At 48.7% G+C, this 22047-nt stretch carries 18 protein-coding genes; 10 read left to right on the top strand and 8 right to left on the bottom strand.

The features are described from left to right. Positions 1 to 50 precede the first annotated feature (50 nt). Together AC50X8_RS18655 and AC50X8_RS18660 are read left to right on the top strand one after the other, a co-directional pair. Complete coding sequence (locus AC50X8_RS18655; protein ID WP_494880845.1) at positions 51 to 2357, top strand: beta-L-arabinofuranosidase domain-containing protein; 2307 nt, start codon at positions 51 to 53, stop codon at positions 2355 to 2357. Between the two features lie 419 nt (positions 2358 to 2776). Then, positions 2777 to 3790, top strand: coding sequence for an NADP-dependent oxidoreductase (locus AC50X8_RS18660; protein ID WP_494880847.1), 1014 nt, complete (start codon positions 2777 to 2779; stop codon positions 3788 to 3790). A gap of 194 nt (positions 3791 to 3984) precedes the next feature. Here AC50X8_RS18660 and AC50X8_RS18665 read toward each other — a convergent pair whose 3' ends face one another. Continuing rightward, positions 3985 to 4836, bottom strand: coding sequence for an aldo/keto reductase (locus tag AC50X8_RS18665; protein WP_056036353.1), 852 nt, complete (start codon positions 4834 to 4836; stop codon positions 3985 to 3987). 172 nt (positions 4837 to 5008) lie between these two features. On the opposite strand from AC50X8_RS18665, the gene AC50X8_RS18670 reads away from it, so the two are divergent. Further along, positions 5009 to 5464: a MerR family transcriptional regulator gene (locus AC50X8_RS18670; protein WP_056036355.1), complete on the top strand. Its 456-nt coding sequence runs from the start codon at positions 5009 to 5011 to the stop codon at positions 5462 to 5464. 96 nt (positions 5465 to 5560) lie between these two features. Next, complete coding sequence (locus AC50X8_RS18675; RefSeq protein WP_494880849.1) at positions 5561 to 6577, top strand: SDR family oxidoreductase; 1017 nt, start codon at positions 5561 to 5563, stop codon at positions 6575 to 6577. Between the two features lie 19 nt (positions 6578 to 6596). On the opposite strand, the gene AC50X8_RS18680 is transcribed toward AC50X8_RS18675, so the two are convergent. Beyond that, positions 6597 to 7646 (bottom strand): bifunctional transcriptional activator/DNA repair enzyme AdaA, encoded by a 1050-nt coding sequence (locus AC50X8_RS18680; RefSeq protein ID WP_494880854.1) that lies wholly within the window; start codon positions 7644 to 7646, stop codon positions 6597 to 6599. A gap of 213 nt (positions 7647 to 7859) precedes the next feature. Between AC50X8_RS18680 and AC50X8_RS18685 the strand changes: the two genes are divergently transcribed. Together AC50X8_RS18685 and AC50X8_RS18690 are read left to right on the top strand one after the other, a co-directional pair. Next, complete coding sequence (locus AC50X8_RS18685) at positions 7860 to 8201, top strand: zinc ribbon domain-containing protein YjdM (RefSeq protein WP_056037031.1); 342 nt, start codon at positions 7860 to 7862, stop codon at positions 8199 to 8201. Positions 8202 to 8225: 24 nt separating this feature from the next. Next, the gene (locus AC50X8_RS18690; protein ID WP_056036360.1) at positions 8226 to 9290 is read left to right on the top strand and encodes an LLM class flavin-dependent oxidoreductase; all 1065 of its coding nucleotides are present in this window, start codon (positions 8226 to 8228) and stop codon (positions 9288 to 9290) included. Positions 9291 to 9425: 135 nt separating this feature from the next. Here the strand turns inward: AC50X8_RS18690 and AC50X8_RS18695 are convergent, their stop codons facing one another. Beyond that, entirely contained in the window at positions 9426 to 10499 is a 1074-nt protein-coding gene (locus AC50X8_RS18695; protein WP_056036362.1) for an ABC transporter substrate-binding protein, read from the bottom strand. 125 nt (positions 10500 to 10624) lie between these two features. On the opposite strand from AC50X8_RS18695, the gene AC50X8_RS18700 reads away from it, so the two are divergent. After that, positions 10625 to 11728, top strand: coding sequence for a FecCD family ABC transporter permease (locus AC50X8_RS18700; protein WP_056036364.1), 1104 nt, complete (start codon positions 10625 to 10627; stop codon positions 11726 to 11728). Positions 11729 to 11730: 2 nt separating this feature from the next. After that, positions 11731 to 12495 (top strand): ABC transporter ATP-binding protein, encoded by a 765-nt coding sequence (locus AC50X8_RS18705; protein WP_494880860.1) that lies wholly within the window; start codon positions 11731 to 11733, stop codon positions 12493 to 12495. A 157-nt stretch (positions 12496 to 12652) separates the two neighbouring features. Here the strand turns inward: AC50X8_RS18705 and AC50X8_RS18710 are convergent, their stop codons facing one another. The 5 genes from AC50X8_RS18710 to AC50X8_RS18730 all read right to left on the bottom strand — a co-directional run bounded on the left by AC50X8_RS18710 (position 12653) and on the right by AC50X8_RS18730 (position 18506). Then, a complete protein-coding gene (locus tag AC50X8_RS18710; RefSeq protein WP_494880862.1) occupies positions 12653 to 13516 on the bottom strand; it encodes a hypothetical protein in 864 nt (287 codons plus the stop codon). Between the two features lie 235 nt (positions 13517 to 13751). Further along, the gene (locus AC50X8_RS18715) at positions 13752 to 15416 is read right to left on the bottom strand and encodes an MBOAT family O-acyltransferase (RefSeq protein WP_494880867.1); all 1665 of its coding nucleotides are present in this window, start codon (positions 15414 to 15416) and stop codon (positions 13752 to 13754) included. Beyond that, complete coding sequence (locus AC50X8_RS18720; RefSeq protein WP_099517988.1) at positions 15413 to 16243, bottom strand: carbohydrate ABC transporter permease; 831 nt, start codon at positions 16241 to 16243, stop codon at positions 15413 to 15415. Before AC50X8_RS18720 ends, AC50X8_RS18715 begins: the two co-directional genes overlap by 4 nt. Continuing rightward, complete coding sequence (locus tag AC50X8_RS18725; protein WP_056036369.1) at positions 16243 to 17112, bottom strand: carbohydrate ABC transporter permease; 870 nt, start codon at positions 17110 to 17112, stop codon at positions 16243 to 16245. The genes AC50X8_RS18720 and AC50X8_RS18725 overlap by 1 nt, the downstream gene beginning before the upstream one ends. A gap of 74 nt (positions 17113 to 17186) precedes the next feature. Continuing rightward, complete coding sequence (locus tag AC50X8_RS18730) at positions 17187 to 18506, bottom strand: ABC transporter substrate-binding protein (protein WP_494880870.1); 1320 nt, start codon at positions 18504 to 18506, stop codon at positions 17187 to 17189. Between the two features lie 220 nt (positions 18507 to 18726). On the opposite strand from AC50X8_RS18730, the gene AC50X8_RS18735 reads away from it, so the two are divergent. Continuing rightward, a complete protein-coding gene (locus AC50X8_RS18735; protein ID WP_056036373.1) occupies positions 18727 to 20502 on the top strand; it encodes a sensor histidine kinase in 1776 nt (591 codons plus the stop codon). 16 nt (positions 20503 to 20518) lie between these two features. After that, positions 20519 to 22027, top strand: a complete 1509-nt coding sequence (locus tag AC50X8_RS18740) for a response regulator (protein ID WP_494880872.1) — start codon at positions 20519 to 20521, stop codon at positions 22025 to 22027. The last annotated feature ends 20 nt before the right edge of the window (positions 22028 to 22047 follow it).

Below are 22047 nucleotides of genomic sequence, written 5' to 3' on the forward strand. Positions count from 1 at the left end.
GCCACTGAATAGCAAATAGCTGATTTTAGGTCTAGGGAGGACTCATAAATATGGAAAAAATAAATCAAGGCTTCGTCAGCCAAAGCGACGTATTGCTACTGGACGGCCTCTTTAAAACGTCACAGGAAGTTGGCGAGCGTTATCTGCACGCGCTTGATATCGACCGTTTTCTTGCACCATGTTATGAGGCGCATGGCTTGGCTCCCAAGCAGCCGCGGTACGAAGGCTGGGAAGCCAGAACGATTAGCGGGCATTCGCTCGGGCATTATATGTCGGCACTTGCCGTCACCTATCAGGCAACGGGCCATGAGGCGCTAAAAGCGAAGCTGGATTATGCCGTATCGGAGCTTGCAGGCATTCAAGCAGCGACCGGCAGCGGATACGTTGGAGGCTTGGTCGAAACTCCTTTTATCGAAGCGTTTAAAGGCACGGACATTGGCGGTTTTAGCATGAACGGGTATTGGGTTCCGTGGTACAGCGTGCATAAAATTTATCAAGGCTTAATTGATGCTTACACGCTGACGGGAAATGAGGAGGCACTGCACGTTGTCAAAGCCTTTGCCGATTGGGCAGTAGATGGACTCTCGCAAATGTCGGAGGAGCAGACGCAGCATATGCTGGAATGCGAGCATGGCGGCATGAATGAAGTGTTTGCGCAGCTGTATGGCCTCACGGGACAAGCTGTCTATATGGAAGCAGCGGTTCAATTTACGCATAAAGCCATCATTTCGCCGCTGGAGCAGGAGCGGGATGAACTGCAGGGCAAGCATGCCAATACGCAAATACCGAAGGTCATTGGTGTGGCCGAAATGTATGAGCAGAACAAGGATTTTACAACCTATCGCACAGCTGCCGAGTTTTTCTGGCATACGGTGGTCGGCAGACGCTCTTATGTTTTTGGCGGAAGCAGCCTCTCGGAGCATTTTGAAGCGATGGATATGGAAAGCTTGGGCATTAAATCGGCAGAGTCGTGTTTTACACATAACATGCTTGTGCTGACCCAATATTTGTTTAGCTGGGAGCAAAACAGCGCGTATATGGATTATTATGAAAACGCCTTATACAATCACATCCTCGGTACACAGGACCCGCATACGGGCAATAAAACTTATTTTGCCTCGACGCTGCCGGGCCATTTCAAAATTTACGGCACCCGCGATTCCGCTTGGTGGTGCTGTACCGGAACGGGCATGGAAAACCCGGGCAAATATGCCGAGGCGATTTATTTTGAAAAGCAGGATGATCTGTATGTGAATTTATATATGGCCTCCGAGCTGGAATGGAAAGCCAAGGGGCTGGTCATCAGGCAGGAAACAAGCTTTCCGTATTCGGACACCGTGAAGCTTGTTATTGCCGAGGGAACGGCAGAGGCTAATCTTAAGCTGCGCGTCCCATCCTGGCTGCCTTGTGAGCTAGTGGCGGTCGTCAACGGCGAGCGCAAATATGTTGAAAAACAAGCCGGATACTTGACCATCAGCGGGATATGGAGCAAGGGTGATCATATTATTGTCACGCTGCCGCTGGCACTGAGAAAGTACACCGCCAAAGATAGCGCAAGCAAAATCGCCTTTCTTTATGGCCCAATCGTGCTTGCGGGAAGGTTTGGGGCTGATGGCCTTCCGGAGGATACGATCGTCGATGAGACCGCACTAAGCATGAAGACGGCGGATGTGCCTGTGCTTTGGACGGAAAGTGAGAACCTGTCTGACTTCATCAGGCTGAAGGACGCCGAAACGCTGACATTTGAAATAGCGAAGGAAGTGACCTCCGATGGGAAGGGGGCAGCACTCGTGCCTTTCTACGCGCTGCATCATGAGTTTTATACGCTGTATTGGAATTTGAATGACGAAGGCGATGCTTTTGAGAAGAAGCTGAATAAGGTGACCATCGATAGCGTACAGCCGGACGGGCAGCAGGATGAAATCGGTCATCAGCTTCAAGGCAACTGCTTAGCGAGTTTATATAACGGGTCGTTCACGGACAACCAGAACAAGCTGCATATGTGGAGAGAAGCATTTGGTGTCAGCGATGCATACTTCAGCTACCGGCTTGCAGTTGATGGATCAAGCAAAAATAATCTTTGCGTAGCTTATTGGGGTGGCGATCATTTCCGCTTCGAGCATGAAGGTACGGCATATAACCGAGAGTTTGAGGTGCTGGTCGATGACGAGCTCGTCGGAGAGCAGACGATTCATTGCAACAAAATCGGCCATATTTTTTATGTGACCTATGAGATAGCAGAGCCGCTCACACGAGGGAAGGATAGTGTCATTGTTAGCTTTAAGGCCAAGTCTCCTGCGAGCTGTGCGGGGCGTGTTGCGGGCGTTAGAACGACAAGTGCGATAGTCAGCCCATAGGGCTGCGGTACAAAAGAGCGACACAAAACCATGGTACAAAAGACCATGGTACAAAAAGATCAAAGTACAAAATCAAGCGAAGCGACCGGGGCCATAAGAGGCTCCGGTTGTTTTGGCATTTTCACCGATTGAATCACAGTTGCGAGCAAACAGTGAAAACGGTTCGATGAAAATCGAACATTGAAACTTCATCCCCAGTATGTTATTTTCTTAAAATATAGGAAAGACATGATTTCGCCAACCTTTCTCTATATTTCTCGGACTGAAACGCGCTGCGCCGCCAGAGGACGACGAATTCGTTTTTGCTTGAATACAACGATAGCTGTACTTTGAAAAATCTTTATTGTGGCTCGGGCCCCAGAATGCCGCCCGGTAAAATGGATATATTAGTTTAAAACAAGGAAGAAGGTTTTGGAATCATGAACGAAACTTTAAATAATCGGATGATTGTGTTGGCAGCACGGCCTGAGGGCATGCCGACAGAGCAGCATTTCGCGATGAAGGACGCTAAGGTAGAGCAACCGGCGGAAGGGCAGGTAGTCGTCCGCAGCCTGTATTTATCGGTTGATCCATATATGCGGGGACGGATGAATGACAGCAAGTCATATATTCCTCCATTTGCTTTAGACGAGCCGATTGTCGGCGGTGTTGTTGGCGAGATTGTCGAATCGAAATCCGAGCAGTTTGCAGTTGGAGACAAGGTGCTCGGCATGCTGGGCTGGAAGCTGTACAATGTCGTGGATGCTGCCAGCGTTCGCAAGGTAGATGATCAAATGGCGCCATTGCCCGCTTATTTGAGCGTTTTGGGCCTTACAGGGCTGACTGCTTATTTCGGCTTGCTGGATATTGGACAGCCTAAGGCAGGGGAAACCGTCGTCGTATCTGGCGCAGCAGGCGCGGTCGGCATGATTGTCGGGCAAATTGCGAAGCTCAAGGGCGCTCGAGTCGTTGGCATCGCAGGAACGGATGAGAAAACCAGCTATTTGAAGCAGGAGCTCGGCTTCGATGAGACGATTAACTACAAGACGGTCGGTGATCTGGGCAAAGCGCTGGAAGCGGCATGTCCGAATGGAGTCGACGTTTATTTCGACAATGTCGGCGGCGACATTTCCGATCAGGTGATGCAACTGCTGAACACGCATGCGCGCATTCCGCTATGTGGAGCTATTTCCTCATACAATAGCAAATCAGGCGACATCGGTCCCCGGATACAGACTCAGCTGATCAAGACGCGTTCGCTTATTAAAGGCTTTGTGCTGGGCGACTATGCCGACCGTACGGCTGAAGGCATTCAGGCGCTAGGACAGTGGCTCGGAGAAGGCAAGCTGAAATACGAGGAGACGATTGTCGAAGGCTTCGACAAAGTGCCTCAAGCGTTCCTGCAGCTGTTTGAAGGCAAAAATATGGGGAAAATGCTGGTTAAGATTCCTTAGAAAAAGGCATCGACAGAAATGTCGGTGCCTTTTTCTAAGTTTTTTTCTTCGTTACGGTCTCTTAAAGGTAAGGCTGGTATGATTATTGTAAGTATAAATTGACACAAAGAAAGGACAGGTGCGCTGCCCTGTCCTTTCTTAATAGATATGAGGATAAATGCGTGATGAGTTTACGGTTCGAGCAAGGTTACAGGCTACAGATCGACTCTCAAGGTGCCCAGCATCTTGGCGAATTTCGGATCGTGGTACGATAAAAAAAGACTTTCCCGCGTATCGAGGGCGGAAATTTGCTCGATATCGTCAGCGCTCAACTCAAAATCGAAAATGTCGAAGTTTTCGACGATCCGCTCTTTGCGCACCGATTTTGGAATAGCTACGATTTCACGCTGAACAAGCCAGCGCAACACAACCTGGGCGACGGACTTGTTGTGTTGCGCTGCAATCGAGGTCAGCACTTCGTTGCCGAACATGTTGCCCAGTCCTTCAGCGAACGGCGCCCACGACTGGTGCTGTACTCCCTGCTCTTTCATAAAAGCGGCGCTCTCGAGCTGCTGGTAGAACGGATGCGTTTCAACCTGGTTGACAGCAGGCACGATTTCGTTATGCACGATGAGGTCCATTAGACGGTCGGGCAGGAAGTTGCTGACACCAATCGCCTTGATTTTGCCTTCGCGGTACAGGTCTTCCATCGCGCGCCAAGCGCCGTAGTAATCGCCGAACGGCTGGTGAATAAGGTACAGATCAAGATAGTCGAGCTGAAGCTTATTCAAGGATTTGGAAAACGCCAGCTTGGCACTCTCGTAGCCGGCATCTTGAATCCAGAGCTTGGTCGTGATGAACAGCTCTTCACGCGGAACGCCGCTGCGCTTGATCGCGCGTCCGACCGCTTCCTCATTCAGATAACCGGCGGCGGTGTCGATCAGGCGGTAACCGGCTAGCAGCGCTTCATATACCGCGTTCTCGCATTCTTCAGCATCGGGAATTTGGTAGACACCGAAGCCGATGATTGGCATTTTCACACCGTTGTTCAAGGTTACAGTTTGCATTGTAATTCCTCCTATTGTTCAAATGTAATAGGGCAAACGGCCGTGAATCCCGGGAATCGTGCACCGCAGCGGCTGATTTCGTGAACGGCCGATTTGCATTATAATAAGCTTATCGCCTTCGTGTTACACGAAGTCAAGTGGTCTTATCATTTTTTTCCAAGGAGGATTACTCATGCATACGGTCAAAGAAGCCGCCCTGTTAACGGGACTTACCGAGCACGCTGTACGCTTTTACACCGATAAAGGGTTGGTGCCAAGCCTACAGCGCAATGAGAATAATATCCGGCTGTTCGACGCAGAATCCATCAACTGGCTGTATGGCGTCAAATGCCTCAAGCAATCAGGGATGCCGATTGAAATCATCAAAATGTACGTCGATCTCTGTATCGAAGGGGATTCGACCATTCCGCAACGCTGCGAAATCATGATGGAGCATAGAGAAGCGGCGCTCGTTCAGCTCGAAGAAGCCAAACAGCGCGTCGCCCATTTGGAAGAGAAAACCGCCCTATATCAGGCCATTATGGAACATCGTACTCCAGACACGACCAATCCCGGCAACTGGGAAAAATTCCGGCATATCCATGCTGACGTATTTTATTCGCCCTCTGTTCCACGAGGAGGCGAATAATGAACGCTTAGTCGTAGTATTCACACGAGCCCCATGCTATCATTAAGAAGAAAAGAAGCAGCTTTTACAGCAATACCATACTAACGGAGGTGTTTTATGAAAGCGCTATTTATTGGAGGAACGGGAACGATTAGTTCTGCCATTACGAAGCAGTTAGTAGAGAGTGGATGCGAGCTTTATCTTTTGAACCGGGGAACTAGAAATGCTGATTTGCCAGCAGGTGTACATAGCATTAAAGCCGATATTAATAATGAGGAGCAGGTGGCGGCGCTTATCGCCGATCTGTCATTTAATGTAGTAGCGGATTTTATCGCCTTCAAGCCAGAGCAGCTCGAGCGCGATTACCGCTTATTCAAGGGGAAAACCAAGCAGTTTATGTTCATCAGCTCGGCCTCAGCCTACCAGACGCCGCTGTCGGATTATCGCATTACCGAAGGAACGCCATTATCCAATCCATATTGGGAATATTCCCGCAACAAAATTGCTTGTGAAGAGTATTTGACTAAGCAGTATCGCGAGCAAGGCTTCCCCATCACGATTGTAAGGCCAAGCCATACGTATGACGAGCGCTCGATTCCGCTGGGCGTGCACGGCAATAACGGAAGCTGGCAGGTAGCAAGGCGTATGCTTGAAAATAAACCGGTCATCATCCATGGCGACGGCACGTCCCTCTGGACGATGACGCATAACAGCGATTTTGCCAAAGGCTTCATCGGCCTAATGGGCAACATCCATGCGATTGGCGAATCCGTGCATATCACGTCGGATGAGTCGGTGACCTGGAATCAGATTTATGAAATTATTGCGGATGCGCTTGGCGTAAAGCTGAATGCGGTGCATGTATCCTCTGATTTTCTCGCTGCGGGCAGCAAATATGATTTCCGGGGCGGCTTGCTGGGCGACAAGGCGAACTCCGTCGTCTTTGACAATGCGAAGCTGAAAAAGCTTGTTCCTGAGTTTGTAGCTACGACGCGGCTTGATCAAGGCATCAAGCAGACGGTTGCCCACATTTTGGCCAATCCTGAGCATCAGAAGGAAGACGAGGAATTCGATCTCTGGTGCGATAAAGTAGTGAATGCTCTGGCTGCTGCCGAAAAAGCTTTAGCCGAATAGCTCGTTTGAAGCGGCTGCTTCAGCATGATGCTTGTCTCTCATGCCGGAGCAGCCAATTTTTTCGGGATAATCCGCCTCCATAGCCGCCCAATTCGCCGTTTGAATTAATAACGCGATGGCAGGGGATGATGATAGCCAGCTGATTGGCTCCATTGGCCTGGGCGACTGCGCGAAAGGCTGTAGGCTTTCCAAGTGCTGCCGCAATGTCGGAATAAGAACGAGTTTCGCCCGGCGGTATTTTCACCAGCTGTGCCCACACGCTTTGCTGAAACGACGAGCCTAATAAAAATAGCGGCGTCTTAAATTCCGTCAATTTCCCGTCAAAATAAAGCGCCAGCTCCCGTTCAATGGACTGAATGGATGCTGTTGTGCCGGGAATGATCGCGGATTTGGTCCTTTTGCGCAGCCGCTCGACCTCGCGCTCCAGACCCCTCCGATCTACAAACTCCAACAAATACAAGTGCTGCTCATTGCCAATCGCCATCATCGGCCCAAGCCGAGTATCAATCCATGACGCCTTCAGCACTTTGTCATCTTCCAATAGAGTAGGAGCCGCCCCCATAATACGGGAGAAAGCATCGCGAAACCCGCTGCTGGATTCATAGCCGGTTGTGAGCTGTGTATCCATAACCGATTGGCCAGCTCTAATGTTTTTCAAGGCGATGCCCATACGGCGGGCACGGGCATATTCGACGAAGGTCATGCCGAAGCGCTGCTTAAATTGGCGGCGAGCCGTTGATTCATCGACGGATAGATTTTTGAAATCCTGGCCCTTCCAGCGTTTTTCCGGGTTTTGCTCTACCGCTTCGACGAGCAGGCGAACGACCTCTGACACTTGATTGGGATGGGAAAGCGGCTGGCAGCGCTGGCAAGGGCGGAAAGACGCAAGCAAAGCCTGCTGCGCCGTTTCATAAAACTCGCAGTTTTCAAATTTGGGCTTGCGAGCGGGGCAGGTTGGCCGGCAAAATACGCCCGTCGTTTTGACTCCAACGTAAAAAACGCCCTCATATTCGGTATTTTTCTCTACTAAGGCCTTATAGCATTCGGGATAACGTTCGGCAGGTATCATGGCGTGCGCCCCTTACTTTTTCTGATGGATTTTATTATATCGATTCCTGCCTGCCGTTGCAGCCGAAAATCAGGCATTGATTTTTCCGCGAAACGGCAGCTTTACCGCCGGAGGACGGCTTCAGCCGTTTACGCTTGCTATTTTACCGTTTATAATGAAACTTCCAAGCAAAGTCGTAACGATTATAGTAACAGGAATGGAGGGCATGAATACATGTCTAGCTTGCCAAATTGTCCACAGTGCCAGTCGCCATATACATACGAGGATGGGCTGATGCTTGTTTGCCCGGAGTGCGCGCATGAATGGAATGCAAATGCACAGGATAATGCCAATGAAGATGAGAAGGTTGTAAAGGATTCGAACGGCAATGTGCTGAGCGACGGTGATTCCGTCACGGTCATTAAAGATTTGAAGGTCAAAGGCAGCTCGCTCGTCGTCAAAATTGGCACCAAGGTCAAAAACATCCGGCTCGTCGATGGCGATCATGATATTGATTGCAAAATTGACGGTTTTGGCGCTATGAAGCTGAAATCGGAGTTTGTTAAAAAAATATAGAGTGGAAGCAGGAGGGATTGTACGGTGGAAATAGGAATTAGTACGTTTGTCGAAACCTCGCCCGATGTAGAAACAGGAGAGGTTATGAGCCATGCCCAGCGTATTCGCGAAGTCGTTGAAGAAATTGTGCTTGCGGATCAGGTCGGGCTGGACGTTTATGGAGTAGGCGAGCATCATCGCGAGGATTATGCGGCCTCCTCTCCAGTCGTTATTTTGGCGGCTGCTGCCGCACAAACGAAGCAGATTCGATTGACGAGCGCTGTTACGGTGCTGTCCTCGGCTGATCCTGTGCGCGTGTTTCAGGATTTTGCTACGCTGGATGGCATCTCAAACGGGCGTGCGGAAATTATGGCAGGGCGGGGCTCCTTCATTGAATCGTTTCCGCTGTTCGGCTATGATCTGGACCACTATAATGAGCTGTTTGATGAAAAGCTGGCGCTGCTGTTGAAAATTCGCGAATCTGAAAAAGTAACGTGGGCAGGCGGCCATCGCCCAGCCATTAACAATCTGGGCGTTTATCCACGCCCTGTTCAGAACCCTTTGCCGGTATGGATCGGCAGCGGCGGCAACCAAGAATCGGTTGTCCGCGCGGGCCTGCTCGGCCTGCCGCTTGTGCTCGCCATTATCGGGGGCAGTCCGATGAATTTTGCACCGCTGGTGCAGCTGTACAAGAGAGCCGCAGCCCATGCGGGGCATGATGCCTCGAAGCTGCCCATCGCTTCGCACTCGCACGGTTTTATTGCAGAGACGACGCAGCTCGCAGCAGACAAGTTTTTCCCTTCGACGCAAGCGGTTATGAATGTGCTCGGCAAAGAGCGGGGCTGGGGGCATTATGACCGTTCCAGCTTTGACGCTGCCCGCAGCATTGAAGGTGCGCTTTATGTCGGCGATCCCGAAACGGTTGCCCGTAAAATCATTAACCTGCGCAAGCATGTCGGCATTACGAGATTTTTGCTCCATACGCCGCTCGGCACGATGCCGCATGAGGACGTAATGAACGCAATCAAGCTGCTTGGCACGGAGGTTGCACCGCGAGTGCGCGAGGAAATTGCCAAGTGGGAAGCGGAAAACGAAGGAAAGACGAACTAAAATAGTGTGATGCCATAAAAAAGCGCCTCTTGCTTGCGGACCAGCTCTGATAATGAACTGGACCCGTAAAGGAAGAGGCGCTTTGTCGTTTCTGTTGGTGCATGGCTGAAGACGGCCAATAGATAGCTGCAAGATTTAAGAGGTTTTGGACAAGTTGTCTCCCAGCTTCTCGACACCGTCAAAGATGTGGTAGCCGTAGCCCCAGAAATCATTGAAATCGATAATGAATACTTTTTTGTTTTGGATAGCGGACATGCTTTGCAGAGCTGGATTTTCATAAATATTTTTCACGGATTCATTGATGTCCGGTCCGCCTTTATAATCCGAGATGACAAGGAAATCAGGGTTTTTCGCAACGAGCTGCTCCGCGCTGATTTCACCGGAAACGTCGGCGAAGCTGTTGGTCACCTTCAACAGGCTAAGCGCCTCGGCTTGGAAGGTATCATTATTTGCGCTGTAGACGGCAATGGAATCCGGCGTGCTGCTTCCAATAAAAGCAAAGCTCTGCTCCTGATTGCCGGCAAACCGAGTCTCGATATCCTTGGCGCGCTGCTGCAAGCTTTGGACAAGCTCCTGCGCCTTATCCTGTACGTCGAAAATTTGGCCCATTTGCTCAATGTCTTTATAAAGATCACTGAGTACAGCACCCGGACGGGAGTTGTTTTGAATAAAAGTAGCAATATTAAGCTCGTTCAGCGAGTCAACCGTTCCGACGCCCCAATCTGCATCTGCAAACAGGTCGCCACGGCCGAGGACGATATCCGGCTTCGCTCCGACGACAAGCTCCTTGCCGACATATGTCTCGGATAAGACAGGGATTTTGGCGAATGGCTCGGCAATGTCAGCCTCCACATCGCCGTAAAGGGCGGCGACGCCAACGACTTTATCCGTCAAACCAAGTCGGATCAAAATTTCCGCAGCGGACTGCGTATTGGCGACGATGCGCTCCGGTGCTTTCTCGAACGTTTGCGTTTTCGGCTGGAAGGAGCCGCTTTCTGCCGACAAATTGAAATTTTCAAGGGTGAGCGGATAAGCGGTTTTGCCGCCGGGGCTCGGAGAAGCCTCTACTACTGCTGCTGAAGCCGTCGCTTCGGCGGAAGGGCTCGGGGAACTGCTTGGCGAATTGGTCGAAGCGGAAGAACAGCCAGCGGTTACTGCCAGAGCAAGGGGAAGTGCAAAAAACGTCATTTTACGCAAAAAACGAAACATATCCTACTAACCTCATTTCATATATTGTCTTTAATTGACGAAGAGAATCATTATCAATTATACTTAAAAACAGTCAGTTGTAAACTAAAATCGGAACAATGAATGAAAAGGCAGGGTAAATCGGGATGGCAGAGGTTAGTGTAAGCAGGCAGGAAGAGAAAGAAGCTCTCATTCGAAAAAAGTCGCTGTTTTTAACTTTAATGCTCGTACTCGCGGCTGTTATCGTGGTGTCGATTGGCGTTGCCGTATCAATCGGGCAGGTAAAGATTCCGTTAGGGGATTCTTATCGGATTTTGCTCTACAAGTTATTAGGAATCCAGCTAGGCGACGGGAGCGCGATGGAGACAAGCTCGTTTGTCGATATTTTATGGCAAATTCGGTTTCCACGTGTATTAATGGCATTGTTTATCGGGGCCGGGCTTACGATGTGCGGCACGGTCATGCAGGCGGCGGTGCAAAATCCGCTGGCAGACCCGTATATTTTGGGCATTTCCTCGGGCGCATCGCTCGGTGCGACGTTTGCAATTTTAATTGGCTTTGGCGCGGGCGGTCTGCTCGGGCAGACGGGGGTTGCCTTCTGGGCATTTACAGGCGCTTTGGGCGCATCGCTGCTCGTCTTTATATTAGCAGGCATTGGTGGCAAAATGACGTCGGTTAAGCTGGTTTTGTCGGGGATGGTCATCAATGCTTTATGTACGGCTTTCGCCAATTTTATTATTTATATCGCAAACAATGCCGTTGGCATTAAGACCGTCACGTTCTGGACAATGGGCAGCCTGGCTTCGGCAAAATGGGACAAGCTCCCGCTCATATCGCTCGTCGTTGTTGGGGCTGCGCTGTTCTTCCTTTTTCAGTCGCGGATATTAAATACCATGCTGCTTGGCGATGATACGGCGGTGACGCTGGGCGTTGATCTGGCGGTGTTCCGCAAAATTTATTTGCTGCTGGCTGCGCTTATTACAGGCGTCATTGTGGCGAGCTGCGGTATGATCGGGTTCGTCGGGCTTATTATTCCTCACATGGTGAGGGGACTGGTCGGCTCGGATCATAGAAGGCTGATGCCGGCCTCCATTTTGGTTGGCGCCATTTTTCTCATCTGGACCGACGTCATTGCCCGGACGATCATTCCAAGCGTGGAGCTGCCCATCGGCATAATTACGGCGATGATTGGCGCGCCGCTGTTCATGTACATGCTGGTCAAAAAAGGCTACGCCTTTGGAGGGAAATAACGATGAAGCTGACGGTGGATCATATTTCGGTATCGTTTGCGAGTACGGATATTGTGAAGGATATATCGCTCAAGGTAGACAACAAGCAATTTGTAGGCCTTATTGGCCCTAATGGCTGCGGCAAATCAACCTTGCTCAAAAGCATTTATAAAGTCATTAAGCCCAAGCAGGGACAGGTATTTCTAAGCAGCACCGATGTATTAAAATCCAAGCCAAAGGTGGTATCACAGCAGCTTGGCGTTGTCGGACAGTTCAATGAAATGAGCTTTGATTTCAATGTGCGGGAGATGGTCATGATGGGCCGGACACCCCATAAGGGAATGCTGGAGACGGACAATCAGCGGGATGAGGAGATTGTGGAAGAGGCGCTGAGCAAGGTGAATTTGTCCCATTATGCGGAACGAAGCTACATGTCGCTCTCAGGCGGGGAAAAACAGCGCGTCGTGCTGGCGAGGGTGCTTGCACAGCAGCCAAAGTTTATGATTTTGGATGAGCCGACGAATCATTTGGACATTAAATACCAGCTGCAAATTTTGAGCATCGTCAAAGGGCTGGGCATCGGCATTTTAGCCGCCCTTCATGATTTGACGCTGGCAGCAGAGTATTGCGATTATTTGTATATCATTAAGCAGGGGCAAATTTACGCGAGCGGAACGCCAGAAGAAGTACTGACGAAAGAGATGATCGGCGACGTATACGACGTCAATTGCGAAATTTATAAAAATCCGGTAACGGGCGGACTTGGCATTGCATACTTGAATTTGTAGGAAATAATTGGAAGTGCCCGGGTCGCATAACGCAGAGAGAAGGAATTCAGGGAAGCCTGGGTTTCTTTTTTCTGCCTTATGATTTTGTCGGGTAAGGTGGCAGGCGCTGCTATCCTCTTGATGGGGCTGGAATCATCGGGATAGGTGTCTACGCTTATTAATAACTGACCACTACGTCAGCCATGTTTTTTTCTTTCTCCGGCCAGCGTTCTCTGTTTTGCCGCAGCTTCGTTAAATGTTCTTCTACATTATCTGGGGCAAGAAGAACTCCGAAATAGGAGGGTACCTGCTCGTCATGAAGGTTCAGCATGCGTTCCAACATGAGGTTGCCTATTTTTTTTGAATAATGAGAAAGGTCATTGTAGTTTTCCCCTGTTTGCAGCGAGCTGGTCGAAATATTGTGATAGCCAGAGAAATCCCATATGGGGGCGATTTGGACCAGTTGTCGTTTCCACTCCTCATATTGTGGCCACAGGCCATTTTGCCAATAGGTTTCTAAAACAATCGCATGAACCGGGCTGATGTACAGGAAGAGCTGCAAGTGATTTTGCTCGCACAGTTGGACTATTTGTTTTATATCATTCAGGCTGTTTGCTGTCAGCTCCAGTGTAGTAGGGAGGATTTTTAATGTGCCTTCATTGATATGCTCAGGATAAACATATTCCTCATCAAAGCTGCCATCCTTCAAATAGCGGGTTTCCGTATAGACGGAGGTGTTATTATGGTTATCTGACCATATTTTCCAACTCTCTTTAAGAGCCGGCTCGGTTAGTAAGGTAGAGAAGTAGTCCTTTAAATAAAAGGGGCTAGTTAAGCGCTCCTCGACGTAGCTGGCATGATTGGATAGCTGAGGATCAAAGACTTCAAAATCTAAGCCAAAGTAAACGGTGTTTAGCTGTGGGTCAACCTTAAGCATAAAGTTAAGATATTGATAGCTTGTATAAGAAGTGGCAGCAGGCAGGCCTAAGTTATAGGTACGCTCTCCAGTGAGCGATTGAATGAAAGTAGGGTCGAGCCTCATTGCTCTTGACGTTCCTAGAACAATAGCCTGAGGCTGCATTCGCTTGCTGAGATAGGTTTTAAATTGATAGGGGTCCCGATTTATGCTTTTGCGGTAATTATAGCTTTCCCCTGTAAAATGGTATAGCCCATACGGATCAATCCAATAATTGATGAAGGCTGCTAGAAGCAGCAGCAGGGCGGTTGCGGTCAAAGTGGATAACGTCCATCGTCTATTATTTTTCATAGCATTCACCTTAAAATTTGAAGTATAGGAATTCAGATATTTTGGTTAGATTTAATAGAGCATATACGAGAATTAGGATGAAGAAGAGAGCATGAAAAAAATTAGGCTTAAAGGCTGCCATTTTCTCTGAGCTATTTTTAAAGCATAATACAATTATAAAGCCTGCCCCGATCAAGGCTGCATATTTCCAATCCTGATTGATAGGGGTAGGAACAAACCGAATCCCGTAGGAAGCAAGAGGAGATAGCAGATCTGGCAGTTTAATCGGTAACGTGAAGCCCTGAAAACCAAATAAGGCTTTGAAGAGCTGCCGGGCTTGCTGAAAGTTCTCCAGTTTAAAGAAAACTAAAGTCAGGTTTAAATAGCCGAAGGTAAGCAGCCAAGCGAGAAAAGTTGGAAGTTTAATCTTAAATTTGCTCCATGTTCGATAGATGACGATTCCAAGTCCTACAAGCAGCCCCCATACGACGAAGTTCCAACCCGCCCCATGCCAAATGCCGCTCAACAAGAACAAAATCAATAAGCTAAGATTGACTTGCGTAGTCGAGGAGAGCCGAATCCCCCATCTAGGTATTACTTTTCTAGTAAAGTAACGGTTCATTGGAGAGTACACATATTCATAAAGAAAACGGGTTAAGGTAATATGCCAGCGAGAGGCCATGTCTTGAAATTGGGTCGCTTTATATGGCGAATCGAAATTGATGGGCAGCTTAATGTTGAAAAGCAGGGCCAACCCAATTGCCATATCCGAATAGCCGCTAAAGTCAAAGTACAGCTGGAACGTGAAGGATAAAATGAAGGCCCACGCATCGAAAAAGTCAATGGTATCGAGGTAGCCCATGCCGCTGCCTACCGTTGTTGCAAATTGATCCGCTAATATGACCTTTTTGAATAAGCCAATAGAGAAGATAAACAGACCTCGGGAAATATTTTCGTAATTTATTTTGTGATTGTGTTCGTTTTGGAACTGGGGCATCATGATTTTATGATGGACGATGGGACCCGCAATTAGATGCGGAAAAAACGTGACGAATAAAGCGTAATTCATAATGCTGTAATTTTTCACCTTGTTTTTATAACAATCAACAATAAAGGTGATTTGCTGAAAGGTGAAGAAGCTGATAGCCAGAGGCAAAGCGACATCAAGCAGCGTTAAATTGGAAGAGAAGGCGAGATTAATATTGGAAAGTAGAAAATTGGCGTATTTGAAATAGGCTAGCAAGCCTAGATTAAAGAGAATACCAAGGATGAGGACGGGCTTGCTTTTATGAGTAGTTAAAAATTTACCTAGAAAAAAATTGACCAGCATCGAGAGAAATAGAATAGGCAGGTATCCAGGATTCCACCAGCCGTAGAAGAAGATCGAGCAGACTGCTAACCATGACCTTGAGATGGAGGGGGAAGCAATCGATGAGAAAAAGAAGTAGCTTCCAAACACGAGAGGCAAAAAACCGAAAATAAAAACGGGTGAATTAAAAAGCATGAGGTGCACATCCTGTTGCAATCTATTTGGGGTCAATAGAACGTGGAGAGACGCAATATTGTTTCCCAAATTATAAGTTAAATCAATTAAGTAAGATAGTATTATTATTGTATTATTATTTTTTAGTGAAAAAAGCCCCCGCGCAGGAGATGGCAATCCGGCGCGAGGGCTTGGGGGGAGTGTGGCGGTCAACCTTTGACCGCGCCAGCTGTAAGGCCGCTGACGATGTATTTCTGTGCGAACAGGTAAAGCACAAGCACAGGGAGCGAAGTCATAACGAGATCGGCGAAGATCAGGTTCCAGTCCCGGCTGTATTTGCCGTAGAAATTGTAAACGGATAGCGGCATCGTCCAGTCGGAGCTGTCGGTGAGGAAATAAAGCGGAATCGTAATATCATTCCATACCGACATAAACACCATAATCGCCACAGTCGCGTTCACCGGAACGATGAGGGGTGTAATAATGCGGAAGAATACAGCAAGCATGCTCGCGCCTTCCAGGAAAGCTACTTCATCGAGAGCTCTCGGTATCGATTTGATAAAGCCGCTATACAGGAACACGCTGAACGCGACGTTCAAAGCGGCGTAAATGAAAATAACACTCGTAATGCTGCCATAGAAGCCCAGCCATTGTACGACACGAATCGTCGTAATAATCGACATCGGAGCAATAAGTCCCATAAAGAAAAACATATACAGGAAGCTCGACAGCTTTGATTCTCTTCGCACCAGAATGAAAGCAGCGGCTGAAGAGGTAATAATGTTGACGATGGAAGATACGCCAGTAATCAGCAGGCCATTCAGGAAGGCACGGCCGAGGCCGCCTTCTTTAAAAACCTGCGTATAGTTGGAGAACATCCACTTGTCCGGAAGCGCGAGCTTAAAGCGCAGCACCTCGGAGCTGGTCATGAAGGAACCGAAAATCATCATGAGCAACGGCACAATAATGATCAGGGAAGCGATCAGCAGAAAAATTTCGACAATATAGTTGCGAAGCGCAAGTTTGCGTGTGTAGCTCATTATTCAGCAACCTCCTTACGACGCATGAAGATCAGCAGTGGAATGGAAATAACGGTAACCGCCGCGAACAGCAGCGTATTGATCGCTGTACCCATGCCCCAGTTGCCTTCTCCGAAGGCGCGGAGAATAATCGTTCCGACAACCTGGGAAGCGTTCCCCGGTCCGCCGCCTGTAAGGACGAATACTTCAGAAAATACCTTCAAGCCGCCAATGAGCGTCAGCATGAGATTGATATTGATAGCGGGCAGCAATAACGGGAGCGTAATTTTGCTGAACGTGCTCCACACGCCTGCTCCGTCAATCGTCGCTGCTTCATAATATTCTTTGGAAATAGACTGGAGTCCGGCCAAATAAATCGCCATCTGGAAGCCGGTATGCTGCCAGATCGACACCAGGGCAACGGTCCAGATTACAATGGATGGATTGGTCAGCCACGATTGGCCAAAGACACCTAGGCCGATGGCTTCCAGAAATTTATTGATGGTGCCATCTGTACGCAGCATTGGCGTGAACACAATACTGATAACGAGAACGCTCAAAATCGACGGCGAATAAAAAATCGCGCGCAGCAGATTTTTGGATTTCAGTCGCATGTTGAGGCCAATGGCTAAGGCGATACCAAGCACGTTTTTTCCGATAACCGTAACAATCGCGAAAATAAAAGTATTTTTCAGGGCTAAAATAAGCGTCTTGTCGGAAAAAATCTGTTTGAAATTGTCCCAACCGATAAATTTAAGCGTTTCGCGGTCAAGCCGCCAGTCCGTAAAGGAGTAAAACAAGCCGATGAGGGCAGGCAATACGAAAAATACACAATAAACGAGCAGGGCCGGCCATATTAGATAATAAGGATACAAGCTTTTTGTCTTCATCTGTAATCACGCTCCATAACAGCTTGGGCAGAATAAAGCCCTGAAGGACCTTATTCTGCCTAGTGTTCTATCAATTAAAATCCGGCAACGCCTTTATCTTTCATCAATTGTGCAAACTTGTCGTTCCAAGCAGACAATACTTCTTCCGGTGTTTTGGCACCAGCAAACTGATCCTGCAGGTTTCTGTACAGCTCACTGCGGTCTACCAGCATATGCGCATCTGTAGTCAGAACGGTTTTCTTCGGTGTAATGTAGTTATCTACGATTTCCTGCTTGTAGTCAGGCAGCTTAGGAGTCGTCACATCGTTGAAGTTGGAAACATAGCCCTGTGAATCAACAATTTTTTGTGCCTGCTCTTTGGAAGCGATGAACTCAAGGAATTTTTTAGCTTCAGCCATATGCTTCGCTTTTTTAGGAATGAACAGCTGTCCACCAAGCGGGCTTGCGCCAAGGCTTGCATCTTTGGAAGAAGGAATCGCGAACAGTCCAAGGTGGATGCTAGGATCTTTTTCCGCTACGTTCTCGATCAGCCAGTCGCCCATGAACATCATAGCCACTTCTTTGTCCAGAAATTTACCAACGGCCATATCGTAGCTGTCGCTCAAAATATCAGGATTCGTGTAGCCTTTTTTGAATACTTGGTACTGCTGGTCCAGCAAAGTTGCGAACTCAGGGATGTCTGTCCATTTTTTCTTATTGCTGTTCAGATCATCGAACAACGTTGGGTCATTTTTCGCTGCATAATCTGCGAATGCGGCTGCTGGCCAGATGTTGGCTGCCCAATTATCCTTGAACGGCATGAATACCGGTGTTACGCCGCTTGCTTTAATCGCTTCGCATACCGCAAGGAATTCCTCGAAGGTTGTCGGAATCGACAGGTTCAGCTCCTTGAACATATCCTTGTTGTACACAACGCCTTGCATGCCTGTGTCTTGGCTGACATGGAAGCTGTATACATGATCATTAGCGGACAGCACATCTTTGTTCAACAGACGGCCAACCCATGGCTCGCTATCCAAAATTTCAAAGTTGCGCTCCAAGTTCAGGTCGGTTACGGCGCTTGCCAGGTTGTACTGGATAATATCTGGAGTTTCATCAACCGCCAGCTTCGTTTGCAGCACGGTTGCTGTCTGCTCAGCTGGAAGCAGTTGAAGATTAACTTTAATGTTTGTCTCTTTTTCAAAAGCATCAAGAAGGTCTTGCGCTACAAAAGCGGAGTCCTGCGAGCTCTTGGAGATGGCTAGCTCCAGCGTTACTTTACCGCCGCTGCTGCCGCTTCCTCCGTTGGTTGCTGTACCTGCTGGGCTATTGCTGTTTGATCCGCATGCCGCCAGTGACAAAGCCAGTAAGCTTGCGATGACGCCCGTTGCAGCTTTTTTCATCTTGTGATTCATTTTTATATCCCCCCGTATTGAAATGTATGTGAATCATTCTGAATGCGGTTACAGGTTCGATTATAGACTTTAGAGCCAGATAGGTACATGTTTGGCATTTACCTTTCATGTGTAATATTCTGAACCGTCCACTCTGAGCCATTCACCGCTTGTCCGTCGATATCTGCAAATGGTACAGTAGGAGCATTAAAAGGTTCAAGGAGGAATAGGGCTGGCTATCATGAATCGCAAGTTCGGTAAAAACCAATTCCAGGCGAGTCTACAGACCAAGTTTTTTCTAACGTTCGTTGTGCTGCTGCTTATCGTGCTTGGCAGCTTTCTGGTCTATGTCAACCTCGTCGTTATACAACCGCTTAAAGAGAAGACCGAAAATGAAAAGCTGATGTCAGCAGAGAAGGTCAGCGATCAGCTCGATATTTATATCGATAGCCAAAATCAGCTATCCCAACGTATTTTGTCCAATAAAGATGTTTATATTTTGCTGGCCGATGACGCCGCTTCCCAAACGTTTGAAGGATTGTCCCGCAGCCGCAAGCTGAAGGATATTATGTTTCAGGCGATTGGGCCAAGCTTGAACATTCAGGATATGATTATTTACAACCTCGAAGGCTCTGCATTGGTCTCCTATATAGGCTACGACCGAACGCCGCCTTCTTTAAAGCCGCTGCTGGCAGACAGCGAAACTTCAGCGATTTGGAGCAGAAGCGGCTATTTGCTCAATCGGGAGGAGGCAGGAAAAGTCTCGTTTATTCGCCCGATTATCAATCAAAATGGTGAAATTTTCGGTTATTTGTCGATCCAGCTGGATCAAGCTTATTTGCAAATGCCGGCGGAGGGGCTGGCAGACAGCGAGGTATTTGTTTTGGCGCAGGACGGTCAGCTCATCTCAAGCTCGCAAAATGCAGAGGTCGACAAACTGCTGTCTACGCTGGAGCCGCGGTCGGGAGCAAGCGGCATGTATATGGATCATCAACAAAACTACATTACGTATTACAAATCCAGCAGCTCCGATTGGACGACCTATATTGTCACGCCAAAACAAGCGGTGCTCGGCCCCGTCAGCTCGATCAGCAACATTTCCATCCTGCTCATTACTTCGCTGATGCTGTTTTCCTTTTTTTACATTTATTTTTCCGCCAAAAATTTATTGCTGCCGATTCGCAAGCTGCGCAATCAAATTTTGCGTGTCAATTACAGCAATATGAATGTGAAGGTGGACAGCCGCTCGCATAATAATGAGCTGATTTTGCTCAATGAGTCGTTTCAGGAGCTGCTGGAGCGGCTGCAGCAATCGATTGAGCGCGAGAAGCTGGCGCTGCATGAGGAAATTAAAGCGCGCAATTCCGCGCTGCAAGCGCAAATCGCGCCTCATTTTATCCATAATGTGCTGTATTTGATTAGTATTGCTGCCCAGGAGGGCAAGGATCAGGTCGTTCAGGATATGTGCAAGCAGCTGTCGGACAGCCTGCGTTATGTTGTATCCTCTCCCTATCAGCATGTATCGCTGTCGGACGAGCTGGCATATACGCGCAATTATTTATCGCTCGTCCAGCAGAAATACGAGGATGATTTGGAGTGGGACATTGAAGCTGATGATGATTTGACGGGCTTGATCCAGCTTCCGCGGCTCGTCATTCAGCCGTTTGTTGAAAACTGCATTGAGCATGCATTCGAAAATACAGACCCGCCTTGGCGAATATCGATTCGCTTCAAGCTGTATAACGGATTGTGGGCGATTGAGATTAGCGATAATGGCGAAGGGCTCGCCGACGATAAAATCAAAGAAATACTCGGGAACATTGATGATTCCGATTCGGGAGCGCTTGAGCTGAAAATGAACAGCACGGGCATTGGCAATATGGGCATGGTGAATACGGTCAACCGGCTCAAGCTGATGTACAAAAACCGCCTTTTTTTCAATGTTTACAACAATGCAGAAACGGGCAAAGGCGCAACGATTCAAATTATTGCATCACTGACGAAGGATTTTTACTGATGAGGAGGGATAAGCGATGTACCAGGCTTTAATTGCAGAAGACAGCAAGCCGATCCTTCGCAATATTAAAGCGCTGCTGCAAGCAACCGAGCTGCCCATTCATATTGCCGCAACAGCGGCGAATGGCGAGGAAGCGCTGGCAGCTATGCGGCAGCATCGCATCGACATATTGCTTACGGACATTCGGATGCCGAAAATGGATGGGCTGGCGCTTATCGAGCAGGCGAAGCTGCTTCATCCGCAGCTCAAGGTTGTGCTGATCAGCGGCTACAACGATTTTGAATATACGCGCAAAGCGCTGAATTTGCAGGTGTTCGACTACTTGCTCAAGCCTGTTGAGCGCCATCAGCTGCAAGAGGTTATGGAGCGGATCATTGTCCAACTGAAAGAGCAGCAATCGGGGGAGGCCGGGAGCTTCAAAGATATCGTTGATCCCGATTTTCATGCAGAGCTTAGGCTGGGTCCGGAATTTCGGGAACAGACGAAAGCGCCTTTTCTCATCCATAAGCAGCCCTTCTCGCCGAATAAGGAGCAATGGAAGCTGAGCGTGCTGCAAGCCGGCTTGACGGAGGTTTTTGCTCCGCATGACTGTTGGGTTTTTCCAACGCAGCAGCCCTATCAGTTTTTTGTCCTCGTTAATCTTTCGGTAAAGGATAAATACCCTTCCGCTTATGAATGCATGGAGGCGGCGCGCAGCGGCTTGCTGAAGGAAGGCTTATATGCCTCGCTATGCGGCCAACTGCAAGCAATCCCAGACGGCCGCTTGGCGGAGTTTTATCAGCAAATGTCGCGGCTTATGAAGGAACAGCTATCTATCACGGGCCCGCTGCTGCTGGATAAAGGCTATTCGGCGCTGCCGCTTGGCGCTGATTCTGCGATGACGGAGCTGCTCTCGAACAGCTTCGTGGACATGATTCGCCAGCGCCAGAAGGAGCGCTTCGCCTTAAAGCTGGCAGAGCAGCTGCAAAAGTGGCAGAGCAGCAACGTTCGGCTGGCTGAGCTGGAGCGCTTTCTGGTGCTGCTGACCGAGGCTTTCGGCAGCTCCCTCTCTGAGCAGGACCCGTGGAATAGGCTCAAGCTGACGGAACAGGCGAATAAGCTGCTGGAGTTGGACAGCTTTGCACACTTTACCGAGCAGCTGCTGCTCTGGACCGAGCAATGCTTTGAGCAGCTGCAAAATCAAAATCGCAAAAGCGGCTCCGAGCTGTTTCAGCAAATTGACGAGTACGTGCAGATGAACATGTATTCGCATGTGTCCATTGCCGATCTTGCGCAGCGATTTCATGTCAGTCCCTCCTATATCAGCCGAATTATGAAGAAATATGCGGAGAAAACCTTCGTCCACTACTACTTGAATTTGAAAATCAAGGAGGCGTGCCGGCTGCTGGAAACGAAGCCGGAGATGAAAATTAAAGAGCTGTCCGATGTGCTATCGTTCAGCGACCAGCACTATTTTTCCAAAGTGTTCAAGGAATATGCAGGATGCAGCCCGACGGAGTATAAAGAGCAGCTCAAGAGCTTATAAAGAGCTTTTAATAGACTTGT

It is taken from the genome of Paenibacillus sp. JT22N15, assembly GCF_059383755.1.

What these genes read in the sequence shown, in the direction of transcription:
- AC50X8_RS18740 (WP_494880872.1), top strand. Translation starts at nt 20,519, where the DNA reads ATGTACCAGGCTTTAATTGCAGAAGACAGCAAGCCGATCCTTCGCAAT.
- AC50X8_RS18660 (WP_494880847.1), top strand. Translation starts at nt 2,777, where the DNA reads ATGAACGAAACTTTAAATAATCGGATGATTGTGTTGGCAGCACGGCCT.
- AC50X8_RS18725 (WP_056036369.1), bottom strand. Translation starts at nt 17,112, where the DNA reads ATGAAGACAAAAAGCTTGTATCCTTATTATCTAATATGGCCGGCCCTG.
- AC50X8_RS18670 (WP_056036355.1), top strand. Translation starts at nt 5,009, where the DNA reads ATGCATACGGTCAAAGAAGCCGCCCTGTTAACGGGACTTACCGAGCAC.
- AC50X8_RS18705 (WP_494880860.1), top strand. Translation starts at nt 11,731, where the DNA reads ATGAAGCTGACGGTGGATCATATTTCGGTATCGTTTGCGAGTACGGAT.
- AC50X8_RS18700 (WP_056036364.1), top strand. Translation starts at nt 10,625, where the DNA reads ATGGCAGAGGTTAGTGTAAGCAGGCAGGAAGAGAAAGAAGCTCTCATT.
- AC50X8_RS18675 (WP_494880849.1), top strand. Translation starts at nt 5,561, where the DNA reads ATGAAAGCGCTATTTATTGGAGGAACGGGAACGATTAGTTCTGCCATT.
- AC50X8_RS18710 (WP_494880862.1), bottom strand. Translation starts at nt 13,516, where the DNA reads ATGAGGCTCGACCCTACTTTCATTCAATCGCTCACTGGAGAGCGTACC.
- AC50X8_RS18695 (WP_056036362.1), bottom strand. Translation starts at nt 10,499, where the DNA reads ATGTTTCGTTTTTTGCGTAAAATGACGTTTTTTGCACTTCCCCTTGCT.
- AC50X8_RS18655 (WP_494880845.1), top strand. Translation starts at nt 51, where the DNA reads ATGGAAAAAATAAATCAAGGCTTCGTCAGCCAAAGCGACGTATTGCTA.
- AC50X8_RS18685 (WP_056037031.1), top strand. Translation starts at nt 7,860, where the DNA reads ATGTCTAGCTTGCCAAATTGTCCACAGTGCCAGTCGCCATATACATAC.
- AC50X8_RS18735 (WP_056036373.1), top strand. Translation starts at nt 18,727, where the DNA reads ATGAATCGCAAGTTCGGTAAAAACCAATTCCAGGCGAGTCTACAGACC.
- AC50X8_RS18720 (WP_099517988.1), bottom strand. Translation starts at nt 16,243, where the DNA reads ATGAGCTACACACGCAAACTTGCGCTTCGCAACTATATTGTCGAAATT.
- AC50X8_RS18730 (WP_494880870.1), bottom strand. Translation starts at nt 18,506, where the DNA reads ATGAATCACAAGATGAAAAAAGCTGCAACGGGCGTCATCGCAAGCTTA.
- AC50X8_RS18680 (WP_494880854.1), bottom strand. Translation starts at nt 7,646, where the DNA reads ATGATACCTGCCGAACGTTATCCCGAATGCTATAAGGCCTTAGTAGAG.
- AC50X8_RS18665 (WP_056036353.1), bottom strand. Translation starts at nt 4,836, where the DNA reads ATGCAAACTGTAACCTTGAACAACGGTGTGAAAATGCCAATCATCGGC.